Here is a 16,484-nt window from a genome sequence, read left to right as displayed (position 1 = left end):
AATCTTTTATAATTTGAATCATTGTTTCTCTGTTTATTTTGGCATAATACTGTGCTATTACCATATCAATTAAATAATCAAACATATCTTTGTCTTGTAAATAACAGTCTTCATTATTTTTAGCTATTTTAGCATGATATCGGCAAACTTGATTACCGAAATTTCTAGAGCCTGAATGTATAGTCATATAATAATCATTATTTGAGGATTTACCTATTTCTATAAAATGATTTCCTCCTCCAAGCGTGCCTATGGAGTTATAAAATTTTTCCAAATCAATTTCTACTTTTTTGCATAGATTTTCTATATATTCATTATCTATTTCAAAAACCTTATAATTTGTATTAAATCTTTTATTATAATTAATTATAAAATTTCTTATGAGTTCATTTAGTTCTTTAAAATTAAAAAGAGTATTAAAACTTTTTTTATGAGTACTTTGTCCCATTGGAATATTTTGTTTTATAGTTTTATCAATTTCTTCTAGTGATATATATTTTATTTCATCACTTAATTTTGAAGTAAGCATTCCACAGCCTATATCAACACCTATATGAAAAGGGTTTACTCTGTCAGTAAGAGGCATAGTAAAACCAACAACTATTCCTTTACCTAAATGAGTATCAGGCATAATTCTTATTTTTACATTTTCACTAGCTTTTTCATTTAATATTTTATATATTATAGAATAAGATTCTTCGTCAATATTATCAGTGAAAACTTTGCAGTCTTTATTATATTTTCCTTTTAACTCTATCATAAAATATATCCTATATTATTTTTATGTTATATCATATACAAAAAACTATACTACAAAAAGAAAAGTAGTTTTTAGAAAATTGTTTTTTTGTATTAGAAAAGTAAACTTATCTCTAGCCCTATTTTATTTTCGTATCCAAAATAACTAGAAGCTCCTCTAGGCTTACCAAATCCATATTTCAAAGCAACAGTAAATCTATAGAACTCTATACCTACACCAACATTAACATATCCATGCCAAGGCTCTTTTATAAGCCCTAACCTATCTTTTTTATCGAGTATAGCTCCGCCATTAATACCTGCTATAAAATTAATAATATCTTTATAAAGAGGTAATCTATAATCTAAACCAGTATGCACTCTAAAAAGCTGAGGACTATTTCCTACGGCATTATAAGATAATTCAGCTCCTAAATACACAGTAAAGTTTTTTATATAATAGTATGCAGCAAGTGAAGCAAACTCATAACTGCTTCCGCTTCTAATCTTATAATCTCCTTTAAATCCATCAACTAAATGCGTAGATTGATGATATACAGGAATAAACCTTATCTTCATGTTAATTCCTGCAATATTTTGAAGCCACAAATCTGTAAACAAAGCAAACTGTCCAGAAAAATCATAAACATCAAAAAGACCGCTACTTCTTCCAAGTATAGATATATCCATTCCAGCTGCCATCCCCACAGAAAAATATTTGTTTCTATAAAACATTATCTCACTGGCAAGCCTTCCTTCTATATAAATAGAAACAGATTTAAAATCCCAATCAGCTTTATTATCCATTGCCATTAAGTTTTTATTAACATCAAAATTTTTGGCAAAAAGTAATCTTCCTATAAAAGCTCTAGGATCCTGCCAACCAACATAATATTTATCAACATCATAAACACGAAAAGGATTTGTAAAACTATAATCGTTTGATACTGCATCTTGCGAATATAATAAAAAAGAAAAAGTTAAAAAAAGTATTGTAATTATATATATTTTTTTCATAGCTATTATTATTATTATTATTATTATTTATTTTTTCATTATTTTATTATAAGCTAATATTTTTAACAAGTTTTTTAATAATAAAAAATTGACATTATATAGTTTTATTATATAGTAATATATATAGTTGCTTATTTAGAGAGTGTTTTATGAAAAAATTATTCGTATTATTTTGTGTATTATTTATAGTAACTTCAACAGCATTTGCAAGACATGGTGGCGGAGCTGCTTTATTTGTACCGCTTACTGGAAGTTTTGCTTTCACAGATATAAGAAACTCTGATGGTAAAAAAATTGATTCATTAAAATCTTCAGGTGCTTTTGATTTTGGAGTACTCCTTCAGCCTGGATATTTTTATGACTTTTCTGGATTAATTGGTGTCGATGTACTCGCTGATATTGGTTATTACAGAAGTTCTTACAACTTTAGAGATACCGCTAATAATGGAAATCTTGTTTCATATAATTTTGACACTTTAAATCTTGGCGGTATGGCAAGGGTATCGATTTTATTTTTATCTTTAGGAATAGGCTCTGGAGTAAAATTACCGCTTCAAGCAAATATACAAAATGCTAATAATAAAATTACTTATAACTATGATAAAATTAAAGAAAATTTTTATAATGCTTATATACCATATATAAAATTTACAATAGATTTTAGATATTATTTAAATAGCTTCTCAGCATTAGCAGCTGGATTATATTTTAATTATGACTTCAATATAAATCAAAAAATACCAAATTATTCAAGATATAATATATCTTCATTTGATTTTGGTTTTCAAGTAGGTGCTTATTTAGTAGGTTCTAGTGATTATTAATATATAGTTGGAAAATAAAAAATGCTAAAAGAATTGTTATTGCCGGAAATAGAAGACCTAATAGAACAAAATCAATGGGAAGATATTAGTGAAATACTATCTCTCTGGCAGGAAGCAGAAACTGCAGATTTAATTACTTCTATCAAAAAACTTGAAGACAAAATTAATATATTTAAAACTCTTCCAAAAGAATATTCTATAAAAGTTTTTCCAGAATTAGTTTCTATAGATCAACAACATATTATAGAAAGTATGACTGATGAGGAAATAAAAGAATTACTTGAGAATATTAGTCCAGATGACAGAACTTCATTTTTAGAATCTATAGATGAAGATATGTCTAAAAATATATTAAAACTACTTGGAAGTGAAGAGAGAGAGATAGCTTCTTTGTTGTTGTCATATCCAGAAGGCAGTATTGGACGTATGATGACGCCTGAATATATAAGCATAAAACCAGATTGGACAGTTGAAGAGGCTTTTGAATATGTTAGAAGCAATATAGAAGATGCAGAAACTTATACTACAATATATGTATTAGATAATAAAAGAACTTTAATAGGCTCTATTGCTTTAAGACAATTATTTTTTAGCGGACAAAAAATGCTTATAGGAGATATAGTTAATAATTGTCCATATATATTAGCATATGAAGATAAAGAAAATGCAATAGAAATTATAAAAAAATATAATTTGCATTCATTAGCAGTTATAGACAATAAACACTCTATGGTTGGAATTGTAACTGTAGATGATATATTAGATATTGCAGAAGAGGAATATACAGAAGATTTCCACAAAATGGCAGGTATCACTTCCGATGACAATCAATTTGATGATAATCTAAAAATTACACCAATATTTACAATGTACAAAAAAAGAATATTATGGCTTTTAGCTTTAGTATTTGTTAATTTATTTTCTGGCGGTGTTATAAGCATATTTCAAAACACATTGCAAAAGCATATAGTATTGGTAGCATTTTTACCGTTATTAATAGGAAGCGGAGGTAATGCAGGAAGTCAATCTGCAACTTTGGTTATACGCTCTCTTGCTATAGGAGATGTTGTATTAAAGGATTGGATATATTTGCTTTCAAAAGAAGTATTAGTTTCTTCTATATTAGGATTAAGTATGGCATTGGGTGCCAGTATATTAGGAGTTATAAGGGGCGGATTTGAGATAGCTATAATAGTGAGCATATCTATGTTTAGTATAGTTTTTATTGGAAGTATTATTGGTTTAACTTTGCCTTTTATATTAACTAAATGCAAATTAGACCCTGCTATAAGTGGTGCTCCTGTATTAACTTCTATATGTGATATTGCTGGGGCTGGTATATATTGTTCTATAGCTACTATAGTTTTTTACATATTAGCTAAATAAAAAATTATTATAATTTGATGTTTTTATAATATATTATATAATATAGAAAATAATAAAAGGTATATTCATTTATGATGAGAGAAATAGAAATAGAATTACATGAAGCTTCAGCTAATAATGATGTTCTTGCTTTAGAAATTTTATTGAAAAATAAAGATATAAATATTAATTTAGAAAATGTATTAGGACTTACTCCTTTAATGCATGCTGCGAAATTTGGTTATGCAAAAATAGTAGAAATGCTTATTAAAGCAGGTGCTGATGTAAATAAATCAGATAAATTGTTTATAACTCCTTTAATGAGTGCAGCTGCTAATGGTCATTATGATGTGGTAAAAATTCTTATAGAAAATAATGCTGATGTTAACAAAAAAGATGTTAACAATACAACAGCTTTACATTATGCCTCTTCTTCTAATTATACTGATATAATAAAATTATTAGTAGAAAATAAAGCTGATATTAATGCTAAAACTGATGTACATATTACTCCTATTATGTATTCTTGCCAATTATCAAATTATGAGGCTGTGAAATTTTTAGTTGATAATGGTGCTAAACTTGATGAGTGCGACATATATGAAGAGAATGTGCTGCATTATGCAATATCTAGCGGGAATATAGACATAGTAGAATATATTTTAAATAAACAACAATTAGAAATACCAAGATATGCTCTTACAACAGCTTCCATTAGCGGAAATTTATCACTTGTGCATTATATACATTCAAAATTAAAAGATTATAGAAAAGAAAATATATTTTCTAGTGCTTTTATATCGGCAGCACATAATGGACATTTAGATATCGTTAGGTATTTTTTTGACACATCTAAAAAAGATGCTCCAAAAGCTATAGCTCTTGCCTCTTCTGGGGGTCATAAAGATGTAGTTGAATATTTGCTTATGAATGGAATATCCCCTAATGGAATATCCGATGAAGGCAAATCGGCTTTAATATATGCTATAGAAACATCAAATAAAGATATTATTGAACTTTTAATTAGTTATAATGTTGATATTAATATGCCTGATGATGATGATATAACACCATTAATGCATGCTACAAGTGTTGGAGATATTGAAGTAGTAAAAAAACTTTTAGATAATGATGCTAATGTTAAATTAGTAGATAATTTAGGAAGAAATGCTCTTGCACATGCTGCAATGAGCGGAAATATAACAATTATCGAGCTTTTACTTCATAATGGTTTAACTCTAAAAAACAAAAAAGAAAATATTAGTCTTTTAATGTGGGCTGTAATATATGATAATTTAAAATCTGTTAAATATTTAATACAAAAAGGAATGGATATAAAAGAAAAAGATAAAAATGGCTGGAATCCTTTTATGTTTGCTTGTGCAAAGGGATATATGGATATTATTGAATATACATTAAAAGCATATCCAGATATATTGTTAGAAAAAAGTAAAAATAATGAAACAGCATTGATAATAGCAACTGATAATGAAAAAATAGAAGTAGTTGCTTATTTGCTTTCTAAGGGTATTTGTATTAAAGAAAAAAACTCTCAATGTCGTACTGCTTTAGAGATTGCAATAATAAAAAATAACTTTGAAATATGTGAATTAATTATAAACTTTTATAAAATAAATTATCCAAATTATAATTTTCAACAAGAGTATAATCTAGCAAAAGATAAAGGAAATAAAAAAATAATAGATTTTATTCAAAGTAAATTTTAAATAAATATTTTTAATCACAAATCAAAAATAATATATTAGGACTTTTATTAATATGATAAATAAAAATAATAAAGAAAAATTAGGAAGTATTGGACTTTTTTTAACTGCATTAATATGGGGATATAGTTTTGTTGCTGTCAAAGTTGTTGTAAATGAACTAGCTCCTTTTTATCTTGTTGGTTTTAGGAATTTTTTTGGTGGAATATTTTTATTTTTAATATTTTTTAAAATTACAAGAACTACAACTAAAAGAGATATTTTATTGAGCTTACCTGTTGGTATAACTTTATTTTTTGGTTTTTGGCTGCAGACTATTAGTGCTCAATTTATAACTGCATCAAAAATAGCATTTTTTACAGGGGCTTATGTTATATTAGTGCCTTTTTTTACTTGGATAGTATATAAAAAGAAGCCTCATATAGCAGCATTTATTGCAGCATTTATAACATTAATAGGTTTATATTTGCTCACATCAGTAGATGGAATAAAAAGTATAAAAGTTGGGGACTTATTTGCAATATTATGTGCTGTAGCTTTTGCTGTTCACTTGGTATTAATAGATGCTGTAATATCAAAAGTTAATGGTATAAAAATGGCTTCTTTACAATTATTAGTTGCTGGAAGCATATCATTAATACTAGGTTTTATAACCAAAACACCTTTAAATATTTCAGCTTTATCTAATGAAACTATATATTCATTTTTATATTTAGCAATAGGGGCAACTGCAATAGCTTATTTGCTTCAAACTGTTTCACAAAAGTATGTATCTCCTCATAAAACTGGTATAATATTAAGTTTGGAGTCATTTTTAGGAGCTTTATGTGGTATTATATTTATGCAAGACACTATTAACTTAAAAACAATTTTAGGAGGAGTCTTTATAATATCAGCAATCTTTATATGCGAAATAGGAAGCAATATTAAAAAAAGTTAATTTCCGCCATTATTTTGGTTTTGCATAGACTCAAGTCTTTTTCTCTCACGTTCAGCTTGCTGTAATTCTGATTGCATTCTATAGTAAGAGGCTAATCTCTGTTGTCTATACTCTTCTATTCTATCTTTTTCAGCATCCATACGCTTTTTATTATCATCAAGACGGCTTTTTGTCATAGCAATACTATTTTCAACTATTCCTCTAGTCTGTGAATAAGGAGTTACAAAATCATTCATAGCATAAGCAACTCCAGTATCCGGTATATCATCTCCTGAAGTATCATTAGCAAACAGCTCTTCTATACCGTCCATCTGAGTTTCTATCTTATTCATAAACTTCTCTTCATCTATCTGTAAATATCCCTTTTTAACTACAGACCAATCCTCACCAGCATTTCCTCTGTTAATGCCAATTTGGTCTAATAAAGCTAACTCCTCACCATATTCTGTTTCATAAGAAGCAGCTATAATAGATTTCATTCTTTGTGATATATTATTAACTAAAGTGTTACCGCTAAATACACCAATATAATATAATTTCTTTCTTAAAGCAGTATCACTAAGCTCAGGGTCAAATGTAACTCCCAATGTATTTGCTAAATCTATCATATCGGTTCTGCTCATAGTCTCTAAACTTTCCATTACATCATTGTTTAAAGGCATATGAGTAGTATCATTAAGTAAATCTATAACATCATTATAAGCACTTACAAAATTAACTATAGCATCTACTACTCCCTCTTTATCTACTTCTATAGTAGTAGCAAATGCCTCTGGTGTAGGTTTTATAGCTGTGATATTAAGACCATCTACCACATCTTTAAACTCATTGCTTTCGCTAAGCACGTCTATACCATCAACAGAAGCCCTAGCATCAGTTGCCTCTGATATTAAATAATTTGGAGCGTCCTCTTCCCTACCCATATCTTCAACCAATAAATCCTTATAAAAAATATTGTACCCTTCATTTTTATTTATAAGAACTACCTGGGTAATAACATCACCCTCTTCAAACTGACTTCCTATAGGTATATTTAATCTCTGCCAAGTTGAACTAATAGTAGGCAAAGCAAAGAATTTTTCAACTTCATCTCCTGCCTTATTGATATATTTAACTCCTATTATCTCAGAATTAAATCCTGTAGCATCTATTGCCTGAGGTGCTTCAGCTTCAACATCTTTTTTAGCAGCCCTCTCTGCTTCAAGTGCTTCTTTATATTTCTTTATATCCTCAAATGTTCTAGAACTATCCGCAGGTGATAAACCTTCCCCATAAAGCTCAACATCTTTATATATTACACTATCTATTTTATTGAAAGTAAGTCCTGTATCTGGTATAGACAAATCAACAGTAGGAGGCATTATAGGAGCTTCTTCTTCAACATCATCTAAAGTGTCAGATGCTCTTGCTGTAATAGAAATAGTAATATTTTCATTAGCTTCAGCCTCTCTATGTAAAGGCATTGATAATTTATTTACACCTTTTAATACAATAAAATCATTCTTTATCATATAATTTGTAGTTAAATTATCAGATTCATCTTTCCATTTATTTATTAAACTCTCATTAAATATATGACCTAAATATCTATAAGGTCTTCTCGTAAACATATTGAGCTGTTTTAATATACCCGAATCATCGCTTACAACTTCAACTATATTTTTAGAGCCTGTTTTAACTAAGTCTATAGTGAGAACTTGAAGATTTTTTGACTTTTGCGTAATTGTTGTTTTTATTTTTTTGCCGAATGCTTTTTCTAAAGTTTTTTGCAAATTAACTAAGCTTCCGCCTGCAAAATCTATAGTATATTCATCTTCTGCTATTTTTAATTTAATAACACCAGCAGGAAGAGTATCATTCATATTATATGCTTTTGAAGAGAATTTCTGACTATTTGCTAATTCTTTAATTTCTATATCATAAGTAGTTGTGCTTGCAAGTCTGTTAGCAGATACTGTAAAATAATCTGGAACTCCCTCCCCTGTACCAACATAATTTTTAAAAGGAGAACGAAAACCATATAACTCTTTAGATGTAGTAGTTAATATATTTAATCTGTTTTTTAAATCTTCATAAGCAGATATTTCTCTCTGATAATTTTTAGCATTATCAGCAAGGTTTGAAAGAGTAAGACTTCTTTTATTAACTTCAGCATCTACTGCATTTTGATAAACATCTTGAAGAAAAGCATCACTAGTAGCCATATATAAAATTCCCCTAATTTTTTATATATAATTAAAAACTTAAATACATATAATATGTAAAATATATGTTTTTCTTATTTAAATATATAAAATATTTCGGTATAATGTTAAATATAGTTAGCATAATATTAAAAAAATTATTCCTCAATTTTTCTTATATCATTGATAATATTATCCATATTCTCTAACTCTTCAATAGAATAATCTTTTAATTTCATAGCAATAGATAATAACTTTTTGTTTTTTTCTATTCCTCCTATTTCTTCATTACAAAGAAGCAAAGATATAGGTATATTTAATACTTTAGCAATCTTATTCAAATTAGTAATAGATATATTTCTTTTTCCAACTTCTACACCTTGTAAATATTTTGGAGATATTTTTGCCATATCAGCTATATATGATATAGTTCTATTTTGAGACTTCCTTATAATTCTTATTCTGCTGCCAATATCAGATAAAAAAGATAGTTCATTATTATCTTTATCAATATTTTTATTTTCATCTTTGCAATCTGATATCATACTCTTAAAAAAATGTTTCTTTAAATTATTTTTATCCATTTATCATACTCCTACACTTATACTATCTTTATATTTATCTAATATGCCATTTTCTCTAAAACTATAATGAAGATTACCTGCTATTATAATATGGTCTAACACTTTAATATTAACCATAAAAAATGCTTTATATATTATTTCTGTTATTTCAATATCTGCCTTTGAAGGTTTTGCTATACCAGATGGATGATTATGAGATAATATGACATAACTAGAACCTAATGATAATGCCTTCTCAACTAAATCTCTAGGATAAATAGTAGCAGAATCTATAGTTCCTCTAAATATTTGTTCTATGGAAATTAGCCGTTTGTTAATATCTAAACATATTATAGAAAAAGCTTCAAATTTAAGTCTTCCAAACTTTATAATAAGATAATTTATTAAGTCCTTCTTTTTAAGCTCTAAACTATCGCTTTTCAAACTATTCATCAAAAAACATTCCAAAAGCATTGGTATATTTTTTAATATAAAAACCTTTTTTGAAGTAATACCTTTAATTTGTAGAAGCTCTTTTTCATCAGAATTTACTATATTATATAAATTATGAAACTTATAATAGAGTTTATCTGTTATGATATTTGCACTATTTAAAGATATACCATTAGAAAGTAAATATGATACTATTTCTTTTTCTTTTTTCAAACTAAGGCTTTCATAATTTGGATTTAAAATAAAATCATTGTCAATAAACATATTAATATATCCTTAAAATTAAGTATTGCCTATAGTTAAACAAATATTTTTTTAAAATAAGCCAAAATTAAATAAATTAAAACAATATTTAATTCATAATTTCCACTTAAAAAATATATTTATTTATTTTTTTATCATAACCATTAGATAAAATATTGACTTTTTATACAATAGCTATATCATTTTTTTATATAGAGTTTTGGAGTAAACTATGAAAAAAAAACTAATTATTATAGCAACAATTATCAATTTATTTTTAATATCTTGTACATCAGATTCAACAACTCCATTTGATATAGAATACCTAATACTTCTTTGGGGCGGAGGAAGTGTAATAGAAAAAGAAAAAGCTATTACTGACCCAGCACAAATATCTTCATTTATAGAAGAACATAAAGGAATATATTACTCAAAATATGAGGATGAAAGTCTTGATTTGAGATACATTATAGAAAATAATCAAATACATACAGAATACGGTACAGAAGTAACTGGTACAAGAACATTATTTGGTACTAAATTACAAATATATATACCTGGAAAAACTACAGGAGGAAGCGGTTATGATAAAAATGATGAAATGTTTACTTTTAATTTTGCTACCAATCAAAATATATACTTATTTGCAAATGCCATATTTCATAAAGATTCATATTTAGCACAAAGTGGCTATTCATATAAAATAGGAGAAGCTATTGAGGAATTAAAACAATATACTGGAAATTATTATTATTATGATTATGATGATACAAAAAAATATTATATACTCATAGATAATAACGGACAAATATATATAGATGATAATTTAAATATAACATATTCAACTGCATCTATAATAAATCAAGTGCTCACTATTACATACACTAAAATAGGAGGAACTAAAATAAAACAAGAATTACATTTTTATGATGATAAATTAATTTTTGGAAATTCTTGGATAAATGACCAGCTGCAATATGAAGCTTTAAAAAGATATGATTTATTCAGTACATATAATGGTACATATATAGGACAAGATGGAACTAGTAGTATAACTTTAACTGTTAGTTCTAATGAAATAAAATTAAGCAGCCTTGATAGATATACTACATTTACACCTGTTATGACTGGAAACACTTTAATTCTTTATCAATACTCCTCTAAGTATCCTACAAAAGAACATAAATTTGTATTTGGGGATAATAAAGCCACATATACAAAACCAGATAATGGAGGTACTGTTATATTAAATAAACAAAACTAAAAATATTTTATATAAAAGCACTAAATATACCCAAAACAACATATAGTACATTGCTTTTTTGATAATTATATATAAACTTATTAATATATAAATTTATATAATTTTATTAAAAAATAATATCAAATGAGGTGTTTTATGAATAAAATTATATTAGTTCTTATTATAACATTACTTGTTATTTCTTGTACTAACTCTACTACAAATCCAAATACAAATATTTATATAGGAGATGGAACTGTAATAGATGAAGTAATTGTAGATACCCCTCCTCTTACTAATGAAATCATAACTGATCCAATAAAAATATCGGATTATTTAAAAAAATATAGCGGAAGATATTATTTGGAAACTATAGATAACAATAATATAACTAATAGAACCATAAAAGTAATAGTTGAAAATGGAATTGTATATGATGAAAAAGTATCACAAAAATTCGGAGTAAAAACATTATTTTTAAATAAATTGCAAATAGAAATAATGGGCAATGAATTATCTGATGATATTAATGAGAAAAATTCAAGAGTTGAAATATTTGATTTTTATGAAGATAAAATGACAACTAGTGTAAAAAAAGTATATAATAAAGACTCTTCTCTTATACTTCAAAATGAACTAGTAGGAACTATAAAAGAGTTAAAAACATATTCTGGCAGTTATTATATTTGGGTTAATACAACATCTAAAGAATATTTGTTTTCTATAGATGAACAAGGACAAATATATGCAGACTCTAGTATTAAACAATTAAATCCTCAGTTTATCCTAAAAAATAACATACTAGTAATGAAATATAGTGAGGGAACAAGCAAAATAGAAAAAAACTACATACTAAAAGATGATAGAATAGTAGAAGGAAGTGTATTAATAGATGATGTTATAAAAAATGAATTAGACACTTTAAAACGTTCAGATTTACTCAGAGATTATGTCGGACAATATTATGGTGATTATGTAACATTGTATGTAGAAAATAATTATGTATATATAGGTACCAAACTTCCTAATGGAGGATATAGTTATATTAATGGAACTGCCCTACTTCAAGGTAATCAATTAATAGTATATGAATATAAAAATAATAGTACTAGCAATAATAAAGAGCATAAGATAATATTTAGTGATGACAAAAGAAACGCAGTTTATTATAATCCTCATAGCCTTAAAACTATAAATTTAACAAGAAAATAATATTAAAAAATGCTATTTTTTATGCATAATTAATCAATAAAGTTTTTTAACAAAATTATTAAATTATCATTGATAAAATAAAAAATATATGATATTATTTTTATAAGTTATTTTGGAGAAATATTTAATGAAAAAAGCAAGTAAAAATCCTTTTCTTGTTGAAGTAGAAAGAAAGTTTGGAAAAGATAGTTTTGAATTCTCAGCATTTATGCGTGGAAGTAAAAAATTTAAAATAAGCAAAGACGAGATAGATGATAGATATGGTTTAACATTAAAAGAGTTTGCCTATTATGCTCAAATATCTGGTTTTAAAGTATTATCTGATGAAGACAGCTTAATTATATTTAAAGAATAAAATTATAAAAATCAAATTGAGTAAAAGAAAAAATAATGAAAGATTGTAATGTACTTCTTATAAACGATATATGTTCTTATGGAAAAGCTTCTCTAACAGTTAATATACCTGTTCTTTCTGCTTTTGGTATAAAAGTATCTCCTCTAATAACAGTATTACTTTCAAATCATACTGCTTTTGAATCTTTTTGTGCTTTTGATTTAACATCACAATTAAAACAAATAGTAAATGAATTAAAAAAGAGAGAAGCAAAATTTGATGCTTTATATATAGGCTGGCTTGCTTCTGATGAACAAGTAGATATAGTAATAGATATAATAGAATATTTCAAAATAAAAATTATATTATTAGATCCAATATTAGGAGATAATGGTAAACTATATTCTTCTATGACTGAAAAACACATAGAATCACTTAAAAGAATATTAAAATATGCTACAATAGTAACGCCTAATATAACAGAATTATGTTTACTTTTAGGGAAAGACCCAAGAAAAAAATACACAGAAGAAAATGTAATAGAAATGGCTAAAGAATTATCAAGTAAGACATCAGAGAATATAATTGTAACAAGTGTAGAAAAAGATAATCAATTCGGTTCTCTAGCATACAATAGAAAAAGCAATAGTATTATAACAAGTTACTTTGATAAAATAAATATAGCAATACCTGGTACAGGTGATGCTTTTGCTTCTGCATTATTAGGATATATATTAAATGACTATTCTATAGAAGACTCATTAAAAAAAGCAACACAATTCATATATACAGCAATAGAATTTTCTGTAAAAGAAGATGATAATAGAGTATATGGCATATCTATAGAAAAACGACTTCATCTGCTAAAAGATTTGTTCTAATTTTTAAATTTATTTTAATAGTTTATTTAATATATCTTCTATTTCTTTTTCGATATACTTTTTATCAATCATATCTTTACCCCAAACAGATTTATTTAATGCTGTTTTATATAGCTGTAAAGATTCTTTTAGAAGAGTATTTGTATTTCTATCTATATAACTTTCAGCTCTCAATTTGTATATTCTAGCAAGTAAAGCATATCCGCTTCCATCATCAGGAAGAAGGGCAATATAATTTAAAGCATATTTTTGAGCCTTAACAAAATCTCTAAAATAATTTAATGCTACAACAGAAGCCCTATAATTAGCAGCTGCCTGATTTTTATTAATGCTAATAATATTCTCATAACCCTCTAATGCTTCACGAGTATTTCCTGTTATTTCATTTATATAAGATATTTGATATAAATAGTCAAGATTATCACCATTAATTAAAACAGCTTTATTAGCATATCTCATAGCAGCAGTATTGTTACCTAGTTTAACATTTAATTTTGATAATGCATAAAAATCTCTGTCAGATTCATATTCTTTGTTTAAATTAAATAAAGATAAAGGATAAGATGAAACATTAATAATACTATCTACCTTCCAAAGTAAATCTACATCCATATATTTAGAAGCCCTATCAAAAGCATTAATAGAATATCCATATAATCTGCTTTTACTATATATTCTTCCTAAAATAGCATCTTTCGCCCCAGCAACATTAACATACTTAAAAATATTATAAGTCATATCATAAGCACTGTTATCATATTCATATGCCAATGATTCTGCCAAAGCTATAACATTATTCATATAAGCAGGTGCTATCCTTAAAACCTCTCTTCTAACATCAGAAAACTTAACATACCCATTAACATTATTATAATTACCCATAGAAGCTAAATAAGAATCAATATATATTTTATTTTTTATAGCTATAGCATCATAATTCTCTCTATTAATTCTCATAGCTAAATTGGCAATATTTTTTGATTTATCATATTCTTTTGTATTATATAAATATGAAGCATAATATCCATATATTATAGAGTTTATCTTTTTTATATAAGGGTCTTTGGTATTAATATTTCTAAGACCATCTATATAATTAATAGCATCATCGTATCTATCAAATTTTAAATATTCAAATACTTTATCAGTAATAAGAGAAGTGTTAAATTTTAAATCATCTTCCCAAAACAAAGTAGATTTTATATCTGTAAGGTATATCTCTTTTTGATAATCAGAAATATCATTTGATTTTACTCTTATACCTAAAAGCTCTCTTAATAATATAACATTATTAATACTTATAACATTATCATCAAAAGCCCTTTTTAAAATTTTTATGCCTTCATCTGTAGAACCCAATTTAGAATAGCTGCTTGCGATATACCATAACCTTCTCTGCTCTTCATAGCCTTCAAATTTGTTATTCATCATTAAATTAACAACATCAACATAAAGCCCATTATTATATAAATAATCAGCTCTATCAAGAGTGATATTATAATCAATAGATTTACTTAAATTAGCAACAGTGTTTCTATAAGCTTCTATACTAACTAATATCTCTTTTGCTTTTTTATATTTTCTTTTAAATATCAAATATTTAGCATATTCTATTTTATTTTCATCAGATATATCATAAAAGCCAACAATTTGAGAAATTATTTCATTTGGATAATATAAATAACCATAATTATAAAGCATATTAGCAAGAGTTTCATATAGTCTAGGTTTATTATAAGAATATTTTAACCCCTCTTCTAAGATATCTATAGCCTCTCTCTCTTTACCCTCATATAAAAATATTTGAGCAAGTATAGCATAAGCCTCATCAAAGTTTTTATTATTTCTTATAAATCTATTTAACATTCCTTTAGATTCATTATAATTTTTCATTTTAAAATAAGTCTTAGCTAAAGCAAGCTCTATTTCTGGATAATCTTTTGTATAATTAGAAAGAGAATCTAATTTGCCAATAGCATTACTATAATCATTAGAAATTATTAAACTATCCCAAGCATAAAGCTCTTTTTGTACTGTTGCATTTGAGATTTTAGAGTTTATTCTAATTATATTATTATCATTAGAAGCATTTGCTCTAATAGCAACATTATAATTATTTAGAGCATCATCATATTGCTTTTTAAAAATGCTAATATCTCCAAACCCCTCATATCCATAATCACTTCCATTTTGAATACATAAGCTATAATATTTTTCAGCACTTTTTATATCAAAATTTCTAAAAGCAATATCACCAGCCAAATATAACCAATAATTATCATTATATATTTTATAAGCAGATATGTAAGTTATTAAAGCATATTCATACTCATTAATCTTATAAAACAAATCTGCTATATTCTTATGCACTTCTCTATCATTAATATACCAATTTATAATCTTACTAAAATCTAAAGAAGCATAATATAAATCTCCATGTTTATAATAAGCAAGTCCTCTAGTATAATAAATATCATAATAATCTTTATAACTTTCTTCTAATGAATTACAAATATTAATAGCTTCATTATATTTATACTCTCCTATTAATAATTTAGCTTCATTTAATTTATTTATAATATCTATTTTAATATCTTCATTTGCATTATTAAAAAAATCATTTGTAATAATATTTACATTTTCTATATTAATATCTAAATTTCTATCAGATACGGTTTTTTGAGAATATTGTAAAATATCTTTGGAATATGCCGAAATATATAGCATAAAAATAGCTAGTAGTATCTTTATTAATTTCATAATA

The 16,484-nt window shown here is 25.9% G+C and carries 14 protein-coding genes; 8 read left to right on the top strand and 6 right to left on the bottom strand.

What is annotated here, in order from left to right; genetic code table 11:
• The coding region (locus E6A48_RS10035; RefSeq protein WP_219710069.1) for an RtcB family protein at positions 1 to 760 on the bottom strand (760 nt) is incomplete at its 3' end.
• 92 nt (positions 761 to 852) lie between these two features.
• Positions 853 to 1,755, bottom strand: coding sequence for a hypothetical protein (locus E6A48_RS10030; protein WP_219710068.1), 903 nt, complete (start codon positions 1,753 to 1,755; stop codon positions 853 to 855).
• Positions 1,756 to 1,904: 149 nt separating this feature from the next.
• Here E6A48_RS10030 and E6A48_RS10025 point away from each other — a divergent pair, with 149 nt between their 5' ends.
• The 4 genes from E6A48_RS10025 to E6A48_RS10010 all read left to right on the top strand — a co-directional run bounded on the left by E6A48_RS10025 (position 1,905) and on the right by E6A48_RS10010 (position 6,608).
• Positions 1,905 to 2,579 (top strand): hypothetical protein, encoded by a 675-nt coding sequence (locus E6A48_RS10025; protein WP_219710067.1) that lies wholly within the window; start codon positions 1,905 to 1,907, stop codon positions 2,577 to 2,579.
• Between the two features lie 21 nt (positions 2,580 to 2,600).
• Complete coding sequence (mgtE, locus tag E6A48_RS10020) at positions 2,601 to 3,965, top strand: magnesium transporter (RefSeq protein WP_219710066.1); 1,365 nt, start codon at positions 2,601 to 2,603, stop codon at positions 3,963 to 3,965.
• 71 nt (positions 3,966 to 4,036) lie between these two features.
• Positions 4,037 to 5,671 (top strand): ankyrin repeat domain-containing protein, encoded by a 1,635-nt coding sequence (locus E6A48_RS10015; protein ID WP_219710065.1) that lies wholly within the window; start codon positions 4,037 to 4,039, stop codon positions 5,669 to 5,671.
• Positions 5,672 to 5,723: 52 nt separating this feature from the next.
• Entirely contained in the window at positions 5,724 to 6,608 is an 885-nt protein-coding gene (locus E6A48_RS10010) for a DMT family transporter (protein ID WP_219710064.1), read from the top strand.
• Here the strand turns inward: E6A48_RS10010 and fliD are convergent.
• The 3 genes from fliD to E6A48_RS09995 all read right to left on the bottom strand — a co-directional run bounded on the left by fliD (position 6,605) and on the right by E6A48_RS09995 (position 10,071).
• On the bottom strand, positions 6,605 to 8,812 hold the full coding sequence (gene fliD / locus E6A48_RS10005) for a flagellar filament capping protein FliD (protein WP_219710063.1): 2,208 nt from the start codon (positions 8,810 to 8,812) through the stop codon (positions 6,605 to 6,607). The genes E6A48_RS10010 and fliD overlap by 4 nt on opposite strands.
• A gap of 137 nt (positions 8,813 to 8,949) precedes the next feature.
• A complete protein-coding gene (locus E6A48_RS10000) occupies positions 8,950 to 9,375 on the bottom strand; it encodes a helix-turn-helix domain-containing protein (RefSeq protein WP_219710062.1) in 426 nt (141 codons plus the stop codon).
• A 3-nt stretch (positions 9,376 to 9,378) separates the two neighbouring features.
• A complete protein-coding gene (locus tag E6A48_RS09995; protein WP_219710061.1) occupies positions 9,379 to 10,071 on the bottom strand; it encodes a JAB domain-containing protein in 693 nt (230 codons plus the stop codon).
• A 211-nt stretch (positions 10,072 to 10,282) separates the two neighbouring features.
• Between E6A48_RS09995 and E6A48_RS09990 the strand changes: the two genes are divergently transcribed.
• The 4 genes from E6A48_RS09990 to E6A48_RS09970 all read left to right on the top strand — a co-directional run bounded on the left by E6A48_RS09990 (position 10,283) and on the right by E6A48_RS09970 (position 13,720).
• Positions 10,283 to 11,314, top strand: a complete 1,032-nt coding sequence (locus tag E6A48_RS09990) for a hypothetical protein (protein WP_219710060.1) — start codon at positions 10,283 to 10,285, stop codon at positions 11,312 to 11,314.
• Positions 11,315 to 11,449: 135 nt separating this feature from the next.
• The gene (locus tag E6A48_RS12020) at positions 11,450 to 12,505 is read left to right on the top strand and encodes a hypothetical protein (RefSeq protein ID WP_258018600.1); all 1,056 of its coding nucleotides are present in this window, start codon (positions 11,450 to 11,452) and stop codon (positions 12,503 to 12,505) included.
• A gap of 127 nt (positions 12,506 to 12,632) precedes the next feature.
• Positions 12,633 to 12,860, top strand: coding sequence for a hypothetical protein (locus E6A48_RS09975; protein WP_219710059.1), 228 nt, complete (start codon positions 12,633 to 12,635; stop codon positions 12,858 to 12,860).
• 35 nt (positions 12,861 to 12,895) lie between these two features.
• The gene (locus E6A48_RS09970; protein WP_219710058.1) at positions 12,896 to 13,720 is read left to right on the top strand and encodes a pyridoxamine kinase; all 825 of its coding nucleotides are present in this window, start codon (positions 12,896 to 12,898) and stop codon (positions 13,718 to 13,720) included.
• 9 nt (positions 13,721 to 13,729) lie between these two features.
• On the opposite strand, the gene E6A48_RS09965 is transcribed toward E6A48_RS09970, so the two are convergent.
• The gene (locus tag E6A48_RS09965; RefSeq protein ID WP_219710070.1) at positions 13,730 to 16,480 is read right to left on the bottom strand and encodes a tetratricopeptide repeat protein; all 2,751 of its coding nucleotides are present in this window, start codon (positions 16,478 to 16,480) and stop codon (positions 13,730 to 13,732) included.
• Positions 16,481 to 16,484 lie beyond the last annotated feature (4 nt).

Source organism: Brachyspira pilosicoli, from assembly GCF_019402445.1.
Lineage (GTDB): Bacteria > Spirochaetota > Brachyspiria > Brachyspirales > Brachyspiraceae > Brachyspira > Brachyspira pilosicoli_B.
The sequence above is the reverse complement of the archived record's forward strand: the minus strand, read 5'-3'. Positions and strand labels throughout refer to the sequence as shown.

What these genes read in the sequence shown, in the direction of transcription:
- E6A48_RS10030 (WP_219710068.1), bottom strand. Translation starts at nt 1,755, where the DNA reads ATGAAAAAAATATATATAATTACAATACTTTTTTTAACTTTTTCTTTT.
- E6A48_RS10025 (WP_219710067.1), top strand. Translation starts at nt 1,905, where the DNA reads ATGAAAAAATTATTCGTATTATTTTGTGTATTATTTATAGTAACTTCA.
- mgtE (WP_219710066.1), top strand. Translation starts at nt 2,601, where the DNA reads ATGCTAAAAGAATTGTTATTGCCGGAAATAGAAGACCTAATAGAACAA.
- E6A48_RS10015 (WP_219710065.1), top strand. Translation starts at nt 4,037, where the DNA reads ATGATGAGAGAAATAGAAATAGAATTACATGAAGCTTCAGCTAATAAT.
- E6A48_RS10010 (WP_219710064.1), top strand. Translation starts at nt 5,724, where the DNA reads ATGATAAATAAAAATAATAAAGAAAAATTAGGAAGTATTGGACTTTTT.
- fliD (WP_219710063.1), bottom strand. Translation starts at nt 8,812, where the DNA reads ATGGCTACTAGTGATGCTTTTCTTCAAGATGTTTATCAAAATGCAGTA.
- E6A48_RS10000 (WP_219710062.1), bottom strand. Translation starts at nt 9,375, where the DNA reads ATGGATAAAAATAATTTAAAGAAACATTTTTTTAAGAGTATGATATCA.
- E6A48_RS09995 (WP_219710061.1), bottom strand. Translation starts at nt 10,071, where the DNA reads ATGTTTATTGACAATGATTTTATTTTAAATCCAAATTATGAAAGCCTT.
- E6A48_RS09990 (WP_219710060.1), top strand. Translation starts at nt 10,283, where the DNA reads ATGAAAAAAAAACTAATTATTATAGCAACAATTATCAATTTATTTTTA.
- E6A48_RS12020 (WP_258018600.1), top strand. Translation starts at nt 11,450, where the DNA reads ATGAATAAAATTATATTAGTTCTTATTATAACATTACTTGTTATTTCT.
- E6A48_RS09975 (WP_219710059.1), top strand. Translation starts at nt 12,633, where the DNA reads ATGAAAAAAGCAAGTAAAAATCCTTTTCTTGTTGAAGTAGAAAGAAAG.
- E6A48_RS09970 (WP_219710058.1), top strand. Translation starts at nt 12,896, where the DNA reads ATGAAAGATTGTAATGTACTTCTTATAAACGATATATGTTCTTATGGA.
- E6A48_RS09965 (WP_219710070.1), bottom strand. Translation starts at nt 16,480, where the DNA reads ATGAAATTAATAAAGATACTACTAGCTATTTTTATGCTATATATTTCG.